The following is a 16,712-nucleotide window of genomic DNA, read 5'->3' as shown; positions in this document are numbered from 1 at the left end:
GCGCAGCCTGCGATCTTTTGACTTTGGTCCATCAAAAAAACAAGATCAAAAGATCGCAGGCTGCGCCAGCTCCTACAGAGGCGGTGTGGTGTGTCAGCGGTTGACCAGTTTGGCCGGCAAGGCGATCACCAGAAAGCTGCTGAGAATCAGGCAGCCGGCAAAGAACCACAGCGCGCCGGCGCTGCTGCCGGTGACGTCGATGGCGACCCCCATCAGCGAGTTGCTGACCAGCCCGGCGATGTTTGCCAACGAGCAGGCGAGGGCGAAGCCGGTGGCCGCCGCGGTGCCTTTGAGAAAGGTCGCCGGCAGACTGAAGAACACCGGCACCGCGCCAATGATCGCCGCCGACGCAATGGCGAACAGTGCCACGGTCGCCACCACGTTGTGGACGAAGAACGGCGCACTGGCCATGGCGGCGGCGCCCACCAGAAACGGCACGATGATGTGCCAGCGACGTTCGCGGTGTTTGTCGGAGCTGGCGCCGATCAATAGCATGCCCAACAACGCGGCGATGCTCGGCAGCGCCGTGAGTACGCCGATGTGGAAGGTGTCGCTGATGCCTGCATTGCGGATGAAGGTCGGCATCCAGAAACCCATGGCATAGGCACTGAGCAGGATCGAGAAGTCGATCCCGCCGAGCATCCAGACCTTCAGGTTGAAGAAGCCGTCGCGAAAACTGTGTTTGCTGTCCCCGCCACTGGCCTCATCGGCGCGCAGTTCTTGTTCCAGCAGGTTTTTTTCATCGTCGTTGAGCCATTTGGCTTGGCGATAGTTGTTGGGCAGGGCCCAGAAGGTCAGCACGCCCAGCATGACACTCGGTACCGCTTCGATGAGGAACAGCCATTGCCAGCCATGCAGGCCGCCAAAGTTATCGAAATAACCCATGACCCAGCCGGACAGCGGACCGCCAATGACGCTGGACAGTGGCAGGCCGATCATGAACAAGGCGATGATGCGGCCCCGTCGATAGGTCGGAAACCAGGTCGTCAGGTAATACAGAACGCCGGGCAGAAAGCCCGCTTCAGCGGCGCCGAGCAAGAAGCGCAGGATGTAGAACTGAGTGGTGGACGTCACGAGCATGGTGCAGGCCGACAGCAGGCCCCAGGTGATCATGATGCGGGCGATCCAGATTTTGGCGCCGACTTTCTCCAGCACCAGGTTGCTCGGCACCTCGAACAGGATGTAGCCGACAAAAAACAGTCCGGCACCGAGGCCGAAGGCGGTTTCGCTGAAGTGCAGTTGATCGAGCATCTGCAGTTTGGCGAAGCCGATATTGATCCGGTCGAGGTACGCGGCCAGGTAGCAGAAGCACAGGAAAGGGATCAGCTTCCAGGTGATCTTGTGGTAAAGCGCTTGAATCGGGTCGGCGACCGTGGTCGCAGGTGCTGCATTCGCAATGGGCATCGGGTGTCTCCTGGCGGTGACTTATGGTTTTTATACAGCCGCTTTTTTCCAGCGCTCTGGCGCGCTGAAAGCGGCGTCCAAAGGCAGTGTCAGAAGACTGAGGGCCCATCTGTAGGAGCAAAGCTTGCTCGCGATGGCATCCTTGAAATCGCCATCGCGGGCAAGCCTTGCTCCTACAAAGTTCGCTCCTCAGTTTTTACCAAGACCTGCGCTCTATGGCGCGGTTCTTGTGGTACGCCTTACATTTTTTTGAAGTGGGCGATGGCCTCCTGCTTACTGACGACATCGCCGTACTTGCTGTCGATATCGAACAGGTTGGCTTCATGGGGCGCCGGATGTCGGTCGCCGACGCACTCGCGCACGACGATGGTGCGAAAACCGTGTTGCACGGCGTCCACCGCTGTCGCCCGAATGCAGCCGCTGGTGGAGCAACCGGCCAGCACCACGGTGTCGATGCCTTGAGCGTGCAGCATCGAGGCCAGGCTGCTGCCGAAAAAGGCACTGGCGTATTGCTTGCTGATCACCACTTCATCTTCCTGGGGCAGTACCTCTTCGCAAAACGCCGCCAAGGGGTTGCCCTCGACCATATCTTTCATCACCGGGGCCTTTTTAACCCAGATGCCACCGTCGGCGAAATGGCCGGGATGGTAACGAATATTGGTGTGCACCACCGGGATGCCCTGACGACGGGCGCTGGCCAGCAGTTCAACGCTTTCGGCCACTGCACTGACCACGCCGGGCGCGAACAGCGGCGCCCCTTCGGTGGTGTAGCCACGCATGAAATCGATCATCAGCAACGCGGCTTTCTGGCCGAAACCGATGCGCTGGCCCCACACGCCCTGATAGTTGTCGTTGGCGGTTTGTTCGCTCATGTCGCTCACCTCTTAATAAGCGCCGGAGAGCAGGGCGCCTGCACCGGGAACAATCGGTTCCAGGTCCAGGGCCTTGAGCATGGCGTAGGTGGTGGCAATGGCGGCGGTGAGCACAGGTTTACCGGTTTGTGCTTCGACTTGCGCCACCACCGGCAATGACTGCATCTGCACGCAGGCCGAGAGCACGATCACGTCGACGCCTTCCAGGTTCATACCGGCCACGATGCCCGGCAGATTCGCCGGATCGTGACGGGCCACGGCGAGGTTGTCGGGAATTTCCAGTGCGCGCCAGTCCACGACTTCGAAGCCTTCTGCGCGGATGTAATCCACCACCAGTTCGGTGAGGGGTTTCATGTACGGCGCGACAATAGCGATGCGTTTGGCGCCCAGCACTTTCAGGCCTTCGATCAAGGCGCCGGCGCTGGTAATGACCGGCGCGTTGCCGTCGTTATCGGCGGTGGCCTTGCGCAGCCGTTGTTCGGATTTGCGGTGATAACCCAGACCCATGGCCATGATCGCCACGAGGCACGCGTAACCCAATACGTCGACCTTGGCGTCGGACAATTCCACGGCGCAGCGGTCGGATTCGCCGTCCATCGCCGCCAGCTCTTCCTTGCGCACTTGTTTCATGCGCATGCGGCTGGAGTGAAAGGTGAAGCGCTCGGGGCGGATCAACTGACGCGCGGTGAGCATCGCCGGGATCTCGGTTTCCATGGTGGTGTTGGAGCTCGGCACGATCTGGCCGATGCGGTAAGGCGTGAGCATAAAAGTCTCCGGATTCGATTAGTTCAGGCGTGGGCCAAGGAAATCACCGAAGGCGCTGAAGAAGCCGTCGAGGTCATCCCAGGGAATCATGTGCCCGGCGTTTTCGACGTGGACACTGCGAATGTTCGGTTGCAGGTCGAGGATTTCCGCTTCGTCCTCGGGTTGAATGACGCCGCCGCGGCCGGCGATCATGAGCAGCGTGGGGGCCTGGAGTTTCGGCAGGTCCTGATGGAAATCCACGTCGTGGAAATCGTTGAAGGCCCGCACGATCGCTGGTTCGTAGCAGGTATGCAGCCACTCGGCGCGCAGTTGCAATTGCTCGTCGGTCCAGGTGGCACAGAAGGCGCGCATCGCCTCGGCATCCATCCCGATCAAGGACTGGTGGATCGAATCGACGTACCACGGCAGTTTGCTCGGGTACTCGCGCCGACCAGGGCCGGACACCGGTGGATCGATCAGCACCAGACGATTCACACCAGCCGGATGCTTTACGGCACTGCGCACCGCAAACCGCGCGCCCATGGAATGGCCGACCAGGTTGTAGCTGTTCAGCTTCATGGCTTTGGCAAAAGCGCCGATGTCGTCGGCGCAGGCGTCAGCGCTGTAGTCCAGCTCGGGCCCGGTGGAGGAGAGGCCGCGACCGCGAACGTCCAGCACGTAAGTGTCGAAATGCTCGCCGAGTCGTTCCGCGACAAAACCCCAGGTAATCGCCGGGCTGGTGATGCCGGGAATCAGAATCAGCGCCGGGCCTTTACCGCCATAGCGCAGGTAGTGCTGGCGAATGCCGTTGGCCTGGACGTTGCCGCCATGGATGAACGTACTCACGCGGCTACCCCCGATTTCAGCGGCTGGGCGTACAGGTCATAGCCGTACACCCAGGCCGGATCTTCCTGGGTGCGCAGCCAGGTATTGGCGTTGGACACGGACTGCACACGGGAGGCGCGTTCCTTGCGGTTGGCTTCATAGAGTTCGAACGCGGTGCGGTAATCGCCGAGCCCGGTTTCCTGCAGGCAACGCGTCAGCATCGCGGCGTCTTCGATGGCCATGCCGGCGCCTTGGGCCATGTGCGGCTTCATCGGGTGGCAAGCGTCGCCCAGTAGCACCAGTCGCCCACGGCTCCACAGCGGCAGCGGGTTGCGGTTGCGCAGCGGCCATTTGGTGACGCTTTCGGTGGATTCGATCAGCGCTTGGACCGTCGGGTGATAACCCTGGAACGCCTCAAACATTTCTTCGCGGCTGCTGTCGACGAACGCACCCTGGAAATCCCATTCTGGATGCGGCACGCCGGTCACGTAGTAGTACTCGTCGCGCTTGCCGGTGGTGTAGTAGACCATCATGTGCCGATCCTCGGTCCACCACTTGATGCAGTCTTCGAACTTCAAATCGTATTTGGCCAGTTGATCGCCACGGATCAGCGCACGATGCGCCACCCAGCCGCTGTACAGCGGTTTTTCCGCGCCGAGCAACTCTTCACGAATCTTCGAATTGATGCCGTCGGCGCCGATGACGATGTCGGCGTAGGTCACTTCGCCATCGCTGAAGGTCAGGCGCACCTGGCTGTCGGTTTCTTCGAGGGTTTCCAAGCGTTTGTTGAAGTGCACAGTGCCGGGTTTGATCGTCGACATCTGCAGGGCGTGCAGGTCGCCGCGGTGCACGGTGATGTAGGACGCGCCGTATTCCTTGCGAGCGAAATCTCCCAATGGGATGCGTGACAGGTAATCGCCACTCAAACCGTCACGACTGAACCAGTGATCCGGGTGCGAACCCATCAGGTCGAGCTGTTGCTCGATGCCCATGCGCCGGAAGATTTTCATGATGTTGGGACCCATGTGAATCCCGGCGCCGAGGCGGGAGAACTCGGGTGCCTGTTCGTAGATGTCCACCTCAAACCCGGCTTGTTGCAGCAGCGTCGCAGCGGCTGCACCGCCCAGACCCGCACCGACGATGGCGATTTTCTGTGTTCTTGCCATGGGGCTTGTTCCTCTTCTTCGAATAGTCGCTGGCTGTGTCGCCGCAAGGTTTTTAAAGTGTATACGCTATAAAATTCAAAAAGAAAGTGCCGTTTGGAAAAAATAATTTCCAGGCTTATTTCTCGATAGTCACCAAATGTAACCCGTAAATATTGGTTTTGTGTGAGTTGGTAACGTTGTTGTCCGGCGCTTGCAGTCAGCCTTCTTTTAGGGTCTTATCGTAAACAAATGGTGTACACGCTATAAAAATGCACTGGAGTGAGGCAGGGTGCCTCGACTTGGTGCGAAGCAGACGATCGAGGAGACAGGAAAATGCCGGTAAGCGATTGCGAATTGACCCAGATGTTCGAGCACGTGTTGAAGCTGTCGAAGGTCGACCCGACCCAGAGCGTCGCCGTACTCAAGAGCCACTATTCAAACCCGCGCACTGTGCGTGCGGCGATGGAGGCGGCCCAGCGGCTGGGGGCCAAGGTCTACGCGGTGGAATTGCCTTCGTTCAACCATCCGACGGCCATGGGCAATGACATGACGGCCTACTGCGGCGACACCGCGTTGACCGGCAATATCGCGGCGCAGCGGGCGCTGGAAGCGGCGGACTTGATCATCGACACGATGATGCTGCTGCACTCGCCGGAACAGGAGCAAATCCTCAAGACCGGCACGCGAATTCTGTTGGCTGTCGAACCCCCGGAAGTCCTGGCGCGCATGCTGCCGACCGAGGCTGACAAGGTGCGGGTGATGGCGGCGGAGCAACTGCTCAAACGGGCCAAATCAATCCACGTCACCTCCCGCGCCGGCAGCGATTTCCATGCGGCGCTGGGGCAATATCCTTCAGTCACCGAATACGGTTTCGCTGATGAACCGGGCCGTTGGGATCACTGGCCCAGCGGCTTTCTGTTCTCCTGGCCCAACGAAGAAACCGCCGAGGGCGTACTGGTGCTGGATGTCGGCGACATTCTGCTGCCGTTCAAGAACTACACCCGGGAGAAGATCACCCTGGAAATCGAGAAGGGCTTCATCACCTCGATCCATGGCGGTTTCGAGGCCGAATACCTGCGTGACTACATGAAGTACTTCAACGATCCCGAGGTCTACGGTATTTCCCACATTGGCTGGGGATTGCAGCCACGGGCGCAGTGGACTGCCATGGGGTTGCACGACAAAAACGATGGCATGTGCATGGATGCCCGGGCGTTCTACGGCAATTTCCTGTTCTCCACCGGACCGAATACCGAAGTCGGTGGCACCCGCAAAACCCCGTGCCACCTGGATATTCCGCTGCGCCATTGTGATGTGTACCTGGATGACCAGGCGGTGGTGATTGGTGGGGATGTGGTGGCTCCTGAAGCTTCCAGAGTTCGCTAAGCTCGCAGGAACACCCCTGTAGGAGCTGCCGAAGGCTGCGATCTTTTGATTTTGTTTTTAAGATCAAGATCAAAAGATCGCAGCCTTCGGCAGCTCCTACAGGGGTTGCGGGTAGCCTGCAAAAAGGGTCATCTCTTGAGTCCACCTGCCAACCTGTCCATCATGCCTTCCCACCACTCATCGCCTTTCGAGTCTGCCGTGCCTGAAACTCCTGATTCCTCCTACGTTTTCTCCGAACAAGTCGGGCATTTGCTGCGCAAAGCCTATCAACGGCACATGGCGATTTTTCAGCAGAACGTCGGCGACTCCCAGCTCACCGCGGTGCAGTTCGTTACCCTGTGCGCCGTGCGTGATCACGGCCCCAGTTCGTTGACTGAACTGGTCAAAGCCACCGCCGTGGACCAGGCAACCATTCGCGGCATCGTCGAGCGGCTCAAGGCTCGGGAACTGATCACCCTTGAACCCGACCCGCAGGACCGGCGCAAAGTGATTGTCGGCCTGTCCGAAGCCGGCGATCGCCTGGTGCAGCAAACCGTGCCCTGTGCCGGGAAAATCACCGAGCTGACCATGAGCAACCTCAACCCGGCAGAGCAGGTCGCCGTGCTGTTTTTGCTGCGCAAAATGATCGACGACCCCCAGGACTGATCACTGGTTCAAGTGTCTGGCATCGTTTTTGCTCTCTTTTCATGTAGTAACCACTTCACCACTCGAGTGTGTCGCGACGCCACAAACTGATTCTGGCCCGCGACTTTTTCTTCGACCTTTTGGTGTAGTGGATACTTCATCAACCGAAGCGGGCGAAGCGAATGACAAGCCAGGAAATCACGGTAGCGCTTGAGGTCAACGGCCACACCACCACCGTCACCGCGATGGCGGACACGCCGTTATTGCTGATCCTGCGCAATGACCTGCAACTCAACGGCCCCAAGTACGGTTGCGGCCTGGGCGAGTGCGGCGCGTGCACGGTGATCATTGATGGCGTGGCGGCGCGCTCCTGCGTCTTTCCGCTGGCTGGCGCGGTCGACCGGCAGATCGTCACCCTCGAAGGGCTCGGCAACCGAGCCGATCCGCACCCGGTGCAACAAGCCTTTATCGACGAGCAGGCGGCGCAATGCGGCTACTGCCTCAACGGCATGATCATGACCGCCAAAGCCTTGCTCGACCGCATTCCGCACCCCAGCGAAACCCAGATCCGCAACGAACTCTCGGCCAACCTTTGCCGTTGCGGCACCCATATCGAAATCCTTCGCGCGGTGCTGCGTGCCGCCCGTCAAACGCCTTGAACGTGGATCGATGACCATGACTGACGCAATCCCCACCCGCGACCAATTGCTGGCCAAGACCGGCGTTCTGCTGATCGTCGACGACATCCTGCCGCCATCCGGCCCGGTGGCCAAAGGCGGTACACCGCTGATCAAACCCAAGGAGCTTGGGTTGTTCATCGCCATCAGCGATGACGCACGGGTGTATGCCTTCAACGGGCATGTCGACCTCGGCACCGGTATCCGCACTTCGCTGGCGCAGATCGTCGCCGAAGAACTGGACCTGCAACTGGAGCAGGTGTGCATGGTGCTGGGCGATACCGAACGAGTGCCCAATCAGGGCGCGACCATCGCCAGCGCCACCCTGCAGATTTCAGCGATCCCGTTGCGCAATGCGGCTGCCGAGGCCCGGCGTTTTCTGCTGGAGCGGGCGGCAGAACGCTGGTCGGTGGAGGCGGGCAGTCTGAAGGTCGACGCCGGGGTGATTGTCGCAGCGGACGGACGCACCACGTCCTACGCCGATCTGGTGCGCGGTGACCACGTTGAACTGCGCATCTCAGGCACTGCGCCACTCAAGCCTGCCGAAGACTATCGGCTGGTCGGCAAGGGCACCGCGCGGGTGGATATTCCGGCCAAGGCCACTGGCGAACTGACTTACGTCCACGATATGCGGGTGCCGGACATGCTCCACGGCCGGGTGATTCGCCCGCCCTATGCCGGGCTCGATTGTGGCGACTTTGTCGGCAACAGCCTGCTGCAAGTCGACGAGTCGTCCATCGCGCATATTCCCGGGATTGTTGCGGTGGTGGTGATTCGTGATTTCGTCGGGGTGGTGGCGCTGCGCGAAGAGCAGGCGATCAAGGCCGCCCAGGCGTTGAAAATCACATGGAAAGCCTGGAACCATAAATTGCCGGACATGAGTAATGTCGAGCAGGCCATCCGCGATAACCCGCGTGTGCAGCGCGTTGTTCTCGATCAGGGCAACGTCGACGACGCCTTGGCCGGGGCCCATCAGCGCATGCCGCGAACGTATCTGTGGCCGTATCAGATGCACGGCTCCATCGGCCCCTCCTGCGGTTTGGCGGACTATCAGCCGTCGGGCACTCGCGTGTGGTCCGGTAGCCAGAACCCGCATTTGCTGCGAGCGGATCTCGCCTGGTTGCTGGAGTGCGCAGAAGAATCGATCGAGATCATTCGCATGGAAGCGTCAGGCTGTTATGGGCGTAACTGTGCCGACGATGTCTGCGCCGATGCCTTGCTGTTGTCCCGCGCCGTGGGCAAACCGGTCCGGGTGCAATTGACTCGCGAGCAAGAGCACCTGTGGGAACCCAAGGGCACCGCGCAACTGATGGACGTCGACGGCGGCTTGAACGCCGATGGCAGTGTGGCTGCTTACGATTTCCAGACCAGCTACCCGTCCAACGGCGCGCCGACCCTGGCCTTGCTGTTGACCGGACGGGTCGAGCCGGTGGCGGCGATGTTCGAGATGGGCGATCGCACGTCGATCCCGCCTTATGACTTCGAACACATGCGCGTGACCATCAATGACATGGCGCCGATTGTCCGGGCTTCGTGGATGCGCGGGGTGTCGGCGCTGCCCAACACCTTCGCCCACGAGTCGTACATCGATGAACTGGCGTTCGCGGCGGGCGTCGATCCGGTGGAATACCGACTGCGCTATCTGCGCGATGAGCGCGCCATTGACCTGGTGAAATCCACCGCCGAGCGCGCCGCCTGGACCCCGCGCACCGCGCCGATGCAAACCCCCAACGACGATCAGTTCCTGCGCGGTCGCGGCTTTGCCTACGCGCGCTACATCCATAGCAAGTTCCCCGGTTTTGGTGCGGCGTGGGCCGCGTGGGTGGCGGACGTGGCGGTGGATCGCCAGACCGGTGATGTGTCCGTCACGCGGGTGGTGATCGGCCATGACTCGGGGATGATGATCAACCCGGCGGGCGTGCAGCATCAGATCCACGGCAATGTCATTCAATCCACCAGTCGGGTGCTCAAGGAACGGGTGACTTTCGAGGAGTCCACCGTCGCCAGCAAGGAGTGGGGCGGTTATCCGATCCTGACCTTCCCCGAGGTGCCGCAGATCGACGTCTTGATGATGCCGCGTCAGGACCAGCCGCCCATGGGCGCCGGTGAATCGGCTTCGGTGCCGAGTGCGGCGGCGATAGCCAACGCCATTTATGACGCCACCGGGATTCGTTTTCGCGAACTGCCGATTACCCCGGAGCGGGTGCTGGCGGCGCTGAATGCCGGCACCTGTGACGAGCCACCGAAGTCGCCGGCCAAACGCTCGAAGTGGTTGTTCGGTTCTTTGTTTGCCGCGTTCGGCGCGGTGCTGGGTATGGCCGCGACAGCGTGGCCGTTTCACGGTGAAATCGCACCGATTGCCCCGCCAAGTGCCGGCACCTGGTCGGCAGCAACCCTGGAGCGCGGGCGGTTGCTGGCGGCGGTCGGCGATTGCGCGGTGTGCCATACCGCGCCGGGTGGCGCGACCAATTCCGGAGGCCTGGCGATGCAGACACCCTTCGGCACGCTCTATAGCAGCAACATCACGCCCGACGTGAAGACCGGTATCGGCAGTTGGTCGTACCCGGCGTTCGAACGTGCGATGCGCGACGGCATCGGTCGCGACGGGCGCAATCTGTACCCGGCGTTTCCCTACACCGCGTTTCGCAATATCAACGATGCCGACATGCAGGCGCTGTATGCGTACCTGATGTCGCAAGCGCCAGTCAGCCAACCGGCGACAGCCAACGACATGCGTTTTCCGTTCAATCTGCGGCCGTTGATGGCCGGGTGGAATTCGCTGTTCCTGCGCCGGGGTGAAATCAGCGTGCAGCCAGAACGTAGCGAGCAATGGAATCGCGGCGCTTACCTGGTCAACGGTTTGGGTCACTGCGCCGCCTGCCATTCGCCACGCAACCTGATGGGCGCGGAGAAGGGTGGTGCATCTTTCCTGGCCGGAGGCATGGTCGATGGCTGGGAAGCGCCGGCGTTGAACGGTTTATCGAAAGCGCCCACGCCGTGGACGGAGAATCAGCTGTTCGACTATCTCGGCACCGGCTATTCCGACGCCCATGGCGTGGCGACCGGGCCCATGGGGCCGGTGGTCAGTGAACTGGCGAAATTGCCCAAGACGGATATCCGCGCGATGGCGGTGTACCTGGCGTCACTCAACGGCGCGCAGGCTGAAGCGCAGGTGGTGGAGAAAGCCACCCGGCCGTCGCCGGTTGCGAACCTGTCATTGAGCAACGGTCAGCGGGTGTTTGAAGGTTCGTGCAAGGCCTGTCATGCGGATGGCCTGGGGCCGAAACTATTCGGCGTGAGCCCCTCCTTGGCGAGCAATACCAATGTGCACAGCGATCAACCGGACAACCTGATCAAGGTCATCCTGCAAGGCATCGATGCACCGGCCACCAAGGACCTGGGTTACATGCCCGGTTTCAAGGACAGCCTGTCCAATACTCAGGTGGCGGAACTGGCGGCGTATTTGCGTAATCGATTTGCTTCAAATGCACCGGGTTGGGAAGAGTTGGAACAGAAGGTTGCACATCTGCGGGCCAATCCAGGGAGCCATTAAAAGCATCGCGGGCAAGCTTTGCTCCTACAGGAGAAAACGCTGATCCCGTAGGAGCAAGGCTTGCCCGCGATTGGGGCCGGCACATTCACCCCGAATTCTGCTCGGACAACTTCATAACCCCCCGCACCACCAGATCCTTGATAAACCCCAACCAATCCTCCCGCTGCCCCTTGTCCGCCAGATCCTCCCCAAGGAAGGAACTGAGCGTATGCCGGTTGGAGTTATAGAAGTAGCAAAGCGAGGCGATCATCAAATACACATGCTTGATGTCCAGATCCTGACGAAACAACCCCTGAACTTGACCCGCCTCAATGATCGGCCGTAACACACCGACCGCTTCTCCCGACAACCTGCGCAACTCGCTGGACTGTTGGGCGTGCTTGCCGTTGTGCAGGTTCTCATTGCTGAGGATGGCAACGAATTCCGGGTGTTCGACGTAGTAGTTCCAGACGAACGCCACCAGATCCTGCAGGGCCAACAGCGGTGTGCTCAGGTCCAGCTTGAGCTGGCTTTCGGCTTTATTGAATTGCTCATAGGTGTGTTCCAGCACGCAGATGAACAGCTGCTCTTTGCTGCCGAAGTAGTAATAGAGCATGCGGTCGTTGGAATCGGCCTCGCGGGAAATGCTCTCCACCCGCCCCCCGGAGTAGCCGTCACGGGTGAATACCTTCACGGCCGCTTCGAGAATCCGGGTTCGGGTTTGATGGGCCTGGGCGGCCCGGATGCCGGTTTTCTTGTTCAACGTGCGGTCAACCTTCTACCAAGCGGAGTCGCAACGAATGTAGCACGGTCCCTTCAGCGGTTCAGGCTGGCGGCGGTTTCAGTGGCCGGCGGATTTTCCATGACTTGCAGGATCGAGGCTTCCGGATCGAAGTCATCTTCTTCCAGCTCGATGAATTCCTCGGGCAGGAAGATATTCAGCACGATTGCGCACAACGCGCCGACGGTGATCGGCGATTCGAAGATGTTGTGCAGCGCCTTCGGCAACTCGCGCAGCACTTCCGGAACCGCCGCGACACCCAGGCCCATGCCGAGCGAAATCGACACGATCAGCATGTTGCGCCGATGCAGGCCGGCTTCGGCGAGGATCTTGATCCCGGCGACGGCGACGGTGCCGAACATCACCAGTTCAGCACCACCCAGTACCGGTTTGGGCATCAGTTGCAGCACCGCGCCGATCATCGGGAACAACCCCAGCACCACCAACAAACCGGCAATGAAGAACGCCACGTAACGGCTGGCCACGCCAGTGAGCTGAATCACGCCGTTGTTCTGGGCGAAGGTCACCATCGGCATGCTGTTGAACACGGCGGCCATGGCCGAATTGAGGCCGTCGGCGAGCAGGCCGGACTTGATCCGGCGGATGTAGATCGGGCCTTTGACCGGCTGACGGGAAATCATCGAGTTGGCAGTCAAGTCACCGGCGGCTTCCAGCGGCGACACCAGGAAAATCACCGCCACCGGCACAAACGCCACCCAATCGAAGTTAAAGCCGTACTTGAACGGCACCGGTACGCTCATCAGCGGTACGTCGGGCAGGCTGGCGAAGTTGACGTCACCCATCAACCAGGCCACGACATAGCCGAGGGTCAGGCCGATGACGATTGCACCGAGGCGCAGGAATGGCACATCGACCCGGTTCAATACCACAATCGTTCCGAGCACCAATGCCGCCAGGGCCAAGTGGCTGGCCGCGCCGAGGTCCGCTGCACCGAAACCGCCGGCGATGTCGGTCATGGCGACTTTGATCAGCGACAGGCCCATCAGCGTGATGATCGTGCCGGTCACCACCGGGGTGATCAGCATCCGTAATTTGCCGATGAACTGGCTCAACACCACTTCGATGAAGGCGGCGAAAAAGCACACACCGAAGATCGTCGACAGGATCTCATCGGTGCCGCCACCCCGGGCCTTGACCATGAAGCCGGCACTGAGAATCACGCTGATGAACGAGAAACTGGTGCCTTGCAGACACAGCAGGCCGGAACCGATCGGGCCGAAACGGCGTGCCTGAACAAACGTGCCCAGCCCCGAGACGAACAGCGCCATGCTGATCAGGTACGGCACTTCGCTTTGCAGGCCGAGGGCACCGCCCATGATCAGGGTCGGGGTGATGATGCCGACGAAACTGGCGAGCACGTGTTGCAGGGCGGCGAAGACGGTGGCGGTCAGATGCGGGCGGTCGTCGAGGCCGTAAATCAGGTCGGAACGGGGCCGGGGTTTTGCGTGTTCGGATGAGGTCACGAGGAATGCGCCAGGGGCCAGGTCAAAAAATGGAGGCGCAGGATGCCAGAAACCGGCAAAAGATCAAAAGATCGCAGCCTCGTTTCACTCGACAGCTCCTACAGGGATAGTGTTGCAAATGTAGGAGCTGTCGAGTGAAACGAGGCTGCGATCTTTTGATCTTCAGGCAAACGCCGCAAGCAAATCCTCTTCAAAGGCTTTCTGCGCATCCCCCGGCACCTGGGCGCGATGGCGGGCCAGATGGAATGCCACGTCGAAACTCATATCGGCACGGCGTACGGCCCGCAGCAATCCTTTGTCTTCCCAGCTGCGGGCAAAGTGGCTGGGCAAATAACCGACATGCTTGCCGGAAAGAATGAAGGCGAGGGTGCCTTCGACTTGCTCCGAGCGCGCCGAACACATCTTCCCCTGGAAGGGCTCGTCGCTGCGCAGGAAGCGGTAAGGGTGATCGACCCGATCGCAAGCCTGTAGCGCTTGATCGTCAGGTGCATCGTCGGTGAACAACGGATGGCCGGATGCGCAATACAAGTGCTGGGTTTCGGTAAACAGTTCGCGGTAGTCAAAAGCGCTTTGCACTTGTGAGAAATAGCCGATCGCCAGGTCCAGTCGTTGTTGCAGCAGCAACCGTTCCATTTCGCCGGGCATGGCGCTGATCAACTCGATGCGCACCGATTCGTCCCGTTCACGAAAGCGCCGGATCGCATCGGCCACCCGTTGCAGCACCGATTGATCAAGCGCTTCGGACAACCCCAGACGAACCTCGCCGATCAAACGCCCGGCCACACCATTGGACTGATGGCGGAAGGCTTCGATGGACTCGAACAGGCTGCGAGTCGCGCTGAGCAGTTGTTCGCCCTTGGGCGTGATCTTGAAACCACCCTTGCCGCGACTGCACAGGCGATAGCCGAGTCGGGTTTCCAGTTTGGCCATTTGCTGGCTGATGCTCGATTGGCTCAGGCCCAACTCACCCTGAGCCGCGCTGAAGCCGCCGCACTCCACCACGTTGACGAACAGGCGCAGCAGTTGCAGATCGAGATCGTGGAGTTGGCCAAGCATCAAACATTACTCCGGGATAAAGTCAGGATAACAAACTTGATATTTCACCAATGTATCCGACGACGCATTCTGCATCCACTTCCTCTGGTCAGGTGTTCGTCATGGCTACCACCTTCAAACTGTGTTTCCCCGCGCTGTTTCTCGCCATGGCCGTATCGGCTCAGGCCGAGGAAAAAGTCGTCAATCTCTACAGTTGGGCCGATTACGTGGCGCCGGAAACGTTGCAGCGGTTCGAGCAGGAAACCGGCATTCACGTGCGTTACGACACGTTCGACGCGCCGGAAGTGCTCGAAACCAAACTGCTCACCGGTGGCAGCGGTTATGACGTGGTGGTGCCGTCATCCAGTGTTCTGGCACGCGGGTTGGCGGCCGGCGCGCTGAAGGCCATTCCTCACGAAGGCCTGAAGGGCTACGCCAACCTTGATCCGGATCTGTTGGAAAAACTCGCCGCGGTCGACCCGGGCAATCTCTACGGTGTGCCCTATACCTGGGGCACGCTGGGGCTCGGGATGAATGTCGAAGCGGTGCAGAAACGCTTGCCGAACGTGCCGCTCAACAGCCTGGACCTGCTGTTCAAACCAGAGTACGCCAGCAAACTGAAGGACTGCGGCATCGCGATCATTGACTCGCCGCAGGAGGTGATCGGTCTGGCGTTGCACTATCTGGGTAAAGATCCCTACAGCACGGACAAGAACGACCTGGACGCGGCGCAAGCGTTGCTGCATCAGTTGCAACCTAACGTGTTGTACGTCGCCAGTGGCCGACAGATCAACGATCTGGCCAACGGCAGCGTCTGTCTGGCCCTGGCCTATAACGGTGACGCGAGCATGGCCGCCGATCAGGCGCGCAAGGCCAACAAACCGTACGAAATCGCGTACCGAATTCCCAAGGAAGGCACGATCGTGTGGCAGGACAACCTGGCGATCCCCAAGGACGCGCCTCATCCTGAAGCCGCACGCCAGTTCATTGAATTCATGTTGCGTCCGGAGTCCGTCGCGGCGCTGACCAACACCTTGTTCTTTGCCACCGCCAACCAGGCCGCCACGCCGCTGGTGGATGAGGCCGTGCGCACCGACCCGGACATTTACCCACCCGCCGACGTGCGTGACCGGCTGTATGCCGACCGCAGCATGAGCCTCAAGGACATGCGTCAACGCACTCGCGTGTGGACCACTTTCCGTAGCCGCCAATAAAAAAGGAATACCTGATGGACGTCCCTGTGCAAAACGATCAGGCCATGACCCGCGACAGCCTTTACGGCACCGCCGCCGAAAGTACCTACGCCGGTATCACCAGTTTCATGCGTCGACGCTACAGTCGCGACTTGCGCGGCGTTGACGTAGCGGTCAGCGGTGTCCCGTTCGACACTGCCACCAGCAACCGCCCCGGCGCGCGTTTCGGACCACGCGGCATACGTGCCGCGTCCACCGGGATTGCCTGGGAACGCCACTGGCCGTGGACCTTCGACCCGTTCGACCATCTGGCGGTCATCGACTACGGCGATTGCGACTTCGATTACGGCACACCGCAGTCGGTGCCGGAAAGCATCGAAGCCCATGCCGAACACATACTCAACGCCGGTAGCGCGATGCTGACGTTCGGCGGAGATCACTTCATCACGTATCCGCTGCTCAAGGCCCATGCGCGCAAACATGGTCCGCTGTCGTTGATCCACTTCGACGCTCACAGCGACACCTGGCCGGACGAAGGCGGCAAGCGCGTCGATCACGGCACAATGTTCTGGCACGCGGCCAAGGAAGGTTTGGTGGATCCGTCGCGTTCGGTGCAGATCGGCTTGCGCACCACCAATGATGATCACCAGGGCTTTCAAGTGCTGGATGCGCGGCAAGTGCATCGACAGGGTGTTGATGCGATCGTCGAGGCCATTCGGGCGCGGGTCGGTGATAACCCGGTGTACCTGACGTTCGACATTGATTGCCTCGATCCTGCTTTCGCTCCAGGGACCGGAACGCCGGTGTGCGGCGGCTTGAGCACAGTGCAGGCGCTGGAAATCCTGGGTGGTTTGCGCGGGATTAATCTGGTGGGAATGGACGTCGTGGAAGTGGCACCGGCCTACGACAGTGCGGACATTACCTCACTGGCGGCGGCGACGTTGGCGATGGAAATGCTGTGCCTCTATGCGGCGAAGCATAAGGTCGACCGATAACGCTGATTTGCGGCG

Annotated in this window: 14 protein-coding genes; 6 read left to right on the top strand and 8 right to left on the bottom strand. The window is 60.4% G+C overall.

Annotation, left to right across the window (positions count from 1 at the left end):
* Positions 1–93: 93 nt before the first annotated feature.
* The 5 genes from ACA079_RS17395 to ACA079_RS17375 all read right to left on the bottom strand — a co-directional run bounded on the left by ACA079_RS17395 (position 94) and on the right by ACA079_RS17375 (position 5,011).
* Positions 94–1,404, bottom strand: a complete 1,311-nt coding sequence (locus tag ACA079_RS17395; RefSeq protein WP_056739956.1) for an MFS transporter — start codon at positions 1,402–1,404, stop codon at positions 94–96.
* Between the two features lie 239 nt (positions 1,405–1,643).
* Positions 1,644–2,276: an N-carbamoylsarcosine amidohydrolase gene (locus ACA079_RS17390; RefSeq protein ID WP_489268549.1), complete on the bottom strand. Its 633-nt coding sequence runs from the start codon at positions 2,274–2,276 to the stop codon at positions 1,644–1,646.
* A 12-nt stretch (positions 2,277–2,288) separates the two neighbouring features.
* Positions 2,289–3,041, bottom strand: a complete 753-nt coding sequence (locus tag ACA079_RS17385) for a maleate cis-trans isomerase family protein (RefSeq protein ID WP_008149891.1) — start codon at positions 3,039–3,041, stop codon at positions 2,289–2,291.
* Positions 3,042–3,059: 18 nt separating this feature from the next.
* A complete protein-coding gene (locus ACA079_RS17380) occupies positions 3,060–3,866 on the bottom strand; it encodes an alpha/beta fold hydrolase (protein ID WP_497700223.1) in 807 nt (268 codons plus the stop codon).
* Complete coding sequence (locus ACA079_RS17375) at positions 3,863–5,011, bottom strand: FAD-dependent monooxygenase (RefSeq protein ID WP_008149895.1); 1,149 nt, start codon at positions 5,009–5,011, stop codon at positions 3,863–3,865. The genes ACA079_RS17380 and ACA079_RS17375 overlap by 4 nt, the downstream gene beginning before the upstream one ends.
* A 312-nt stretch (positions 5,012–5,323) precedes the next feature.
* Here ACA079_RS17375 and ACA079_RS17370 point away from each other — a divergent pair, with 312 nt between their 5' ends.
* The 4 genes from ACA079_RS17370 to ACA079_RS17355 all read left to right on the top strand — a co-directional run bounded on the left by ACA079_RS17370 (position 5,324) and on the right by ACA079_RS17355 (position 11,230).
* Positions 5,324–6,376 carry a 2,5-dihydroxypyridine 5,6-dioxygenase gene (locus tag ACA079_RS17370; RefSeq protein WP_497700222.1) on the top strand — a complete coding sequence of 351 codons (1,053 nt, stop codon included), beginning with the start codon at positions 5,324–5,326 and terminating at the stop codon, positions 6,374–6,376.
* A gap of 198 nt (positions 6,377–6,574) precedes the next feature.
* A complete protein-coding gene (locus ACA079_RS17365; protein WP_462050771.1) occupies positions 6,575–7,021 on the top strand; it encodes a MarR family winged helix-turn-helix transcriptional regulator in 447 nt (148 codons plus the stop codon).
* Positions 7,022–7,182: 161 nt separating this feature from the next.
* A complete protein-coding gene (locus tag ACA079_RS17360) occupies positions 7,183–7,659 on the top strand; it encodes a (2Fe-2S)-binding protein (RefSeq protein WP_140678490.1) in 477 nt (158 codons plus the stop codon).
* A 16-nt stretch (positions 7,660–7,675) separates the two neighbouring features.
* Entirely contained in the window at positions 7,676–11,230 is a 3,555-nt protein-coding gene (locus tag ACA079_RS17355; RefSeq protein ID WP_497700221.1) for a molybdopterin cofactor-binding domain-containing protein, read from the top strand.
* Between the two features lie 85 nt (positions 11,231–11,315).
* On the opposite strand, the gene ACA079_RS17350 is transcribed toward ACA079_RS17355, so the two are convergent.
* The 3 genes from ACA079_RS17350 to ACA079_RS17340 form a co-directional block, all read right to left on the bottom strand.
* The gene (locus ACA079_RS17350; protein ID WP_497700220.1) at positions 11,316–11,972 is read right to left on the bottom strand and encodes a TetR family transcriptional regulator; all 657 of its coding nucleotides are present in this window, start codon (positions 11,970–11,972) and stop codon (positions 11,316–11,318) included.
* 53 nt (positions 11,973–12,025) lie between these two features.
* Positions 12,026–13,474 (bottom strand): nucleobase:cation symporter-2 family protein, encoded by a 1,449-nt coding sequence (locus ACA079_RS17345; RefSeq protein WP_497700219.1) that lies wholly within the window; start codon positions 13,472–13,474, stop codon positions 12,026–12,028.
* 162 nt (positions 13,475–13,636) lie between these two features.
* Positions 13,637–14,530, bottom strand: a complete 894-nt coding sequence (locus tag ACA079_RS17340; RefSeq protein WP_497700218.1) for a LysR family transcriptional regulator — start codon at positions 14,528–14,530, stop codon at positions 13,637–13,639.
* 101 nt (positions 14,531–14,631) lie between these two features.
* On the opposite strand from ACA079_RS17340, the gene ACA079_RS17335 reads away from it, so the two are divergent.
* Both ACA079_RS17335 and speB read left to right on the top strand, forming a co-directional pair.
* Positions 14,632–15,723, top strand: coding sequence for a polyamine ABC transporter substrate-binding protein (locus tag ACA079_RS17335; RefSeq protein ID WP_497700217.1), 1,092 nt, complete (start codon positions 14,632–14,634; stop codon positions 15,721–15,723).
* 14 nt (positions 15,724–15,737) lie between these two features.
* Positions 15,738–16,697: an agmatinase gene (speB, locus tag ACA079_RS17330; RefSeq protein ID WP_497700216.1), complete on the top strand. Its 960-nt coding sequence runs from the start codon at positions 15,738–15,740 to the stop codon at positions 16,695–16,697.
* The last annotated feature ends 15 nt before the right edge of the window (positions 16,698–16,712 follow it).

Source organism: Pseudomonas sp. LBUM1645, assembly GCF_059716185.1.
This window is presented reverse-complemented; position numbering and strand designations above follow the sequence as displayed.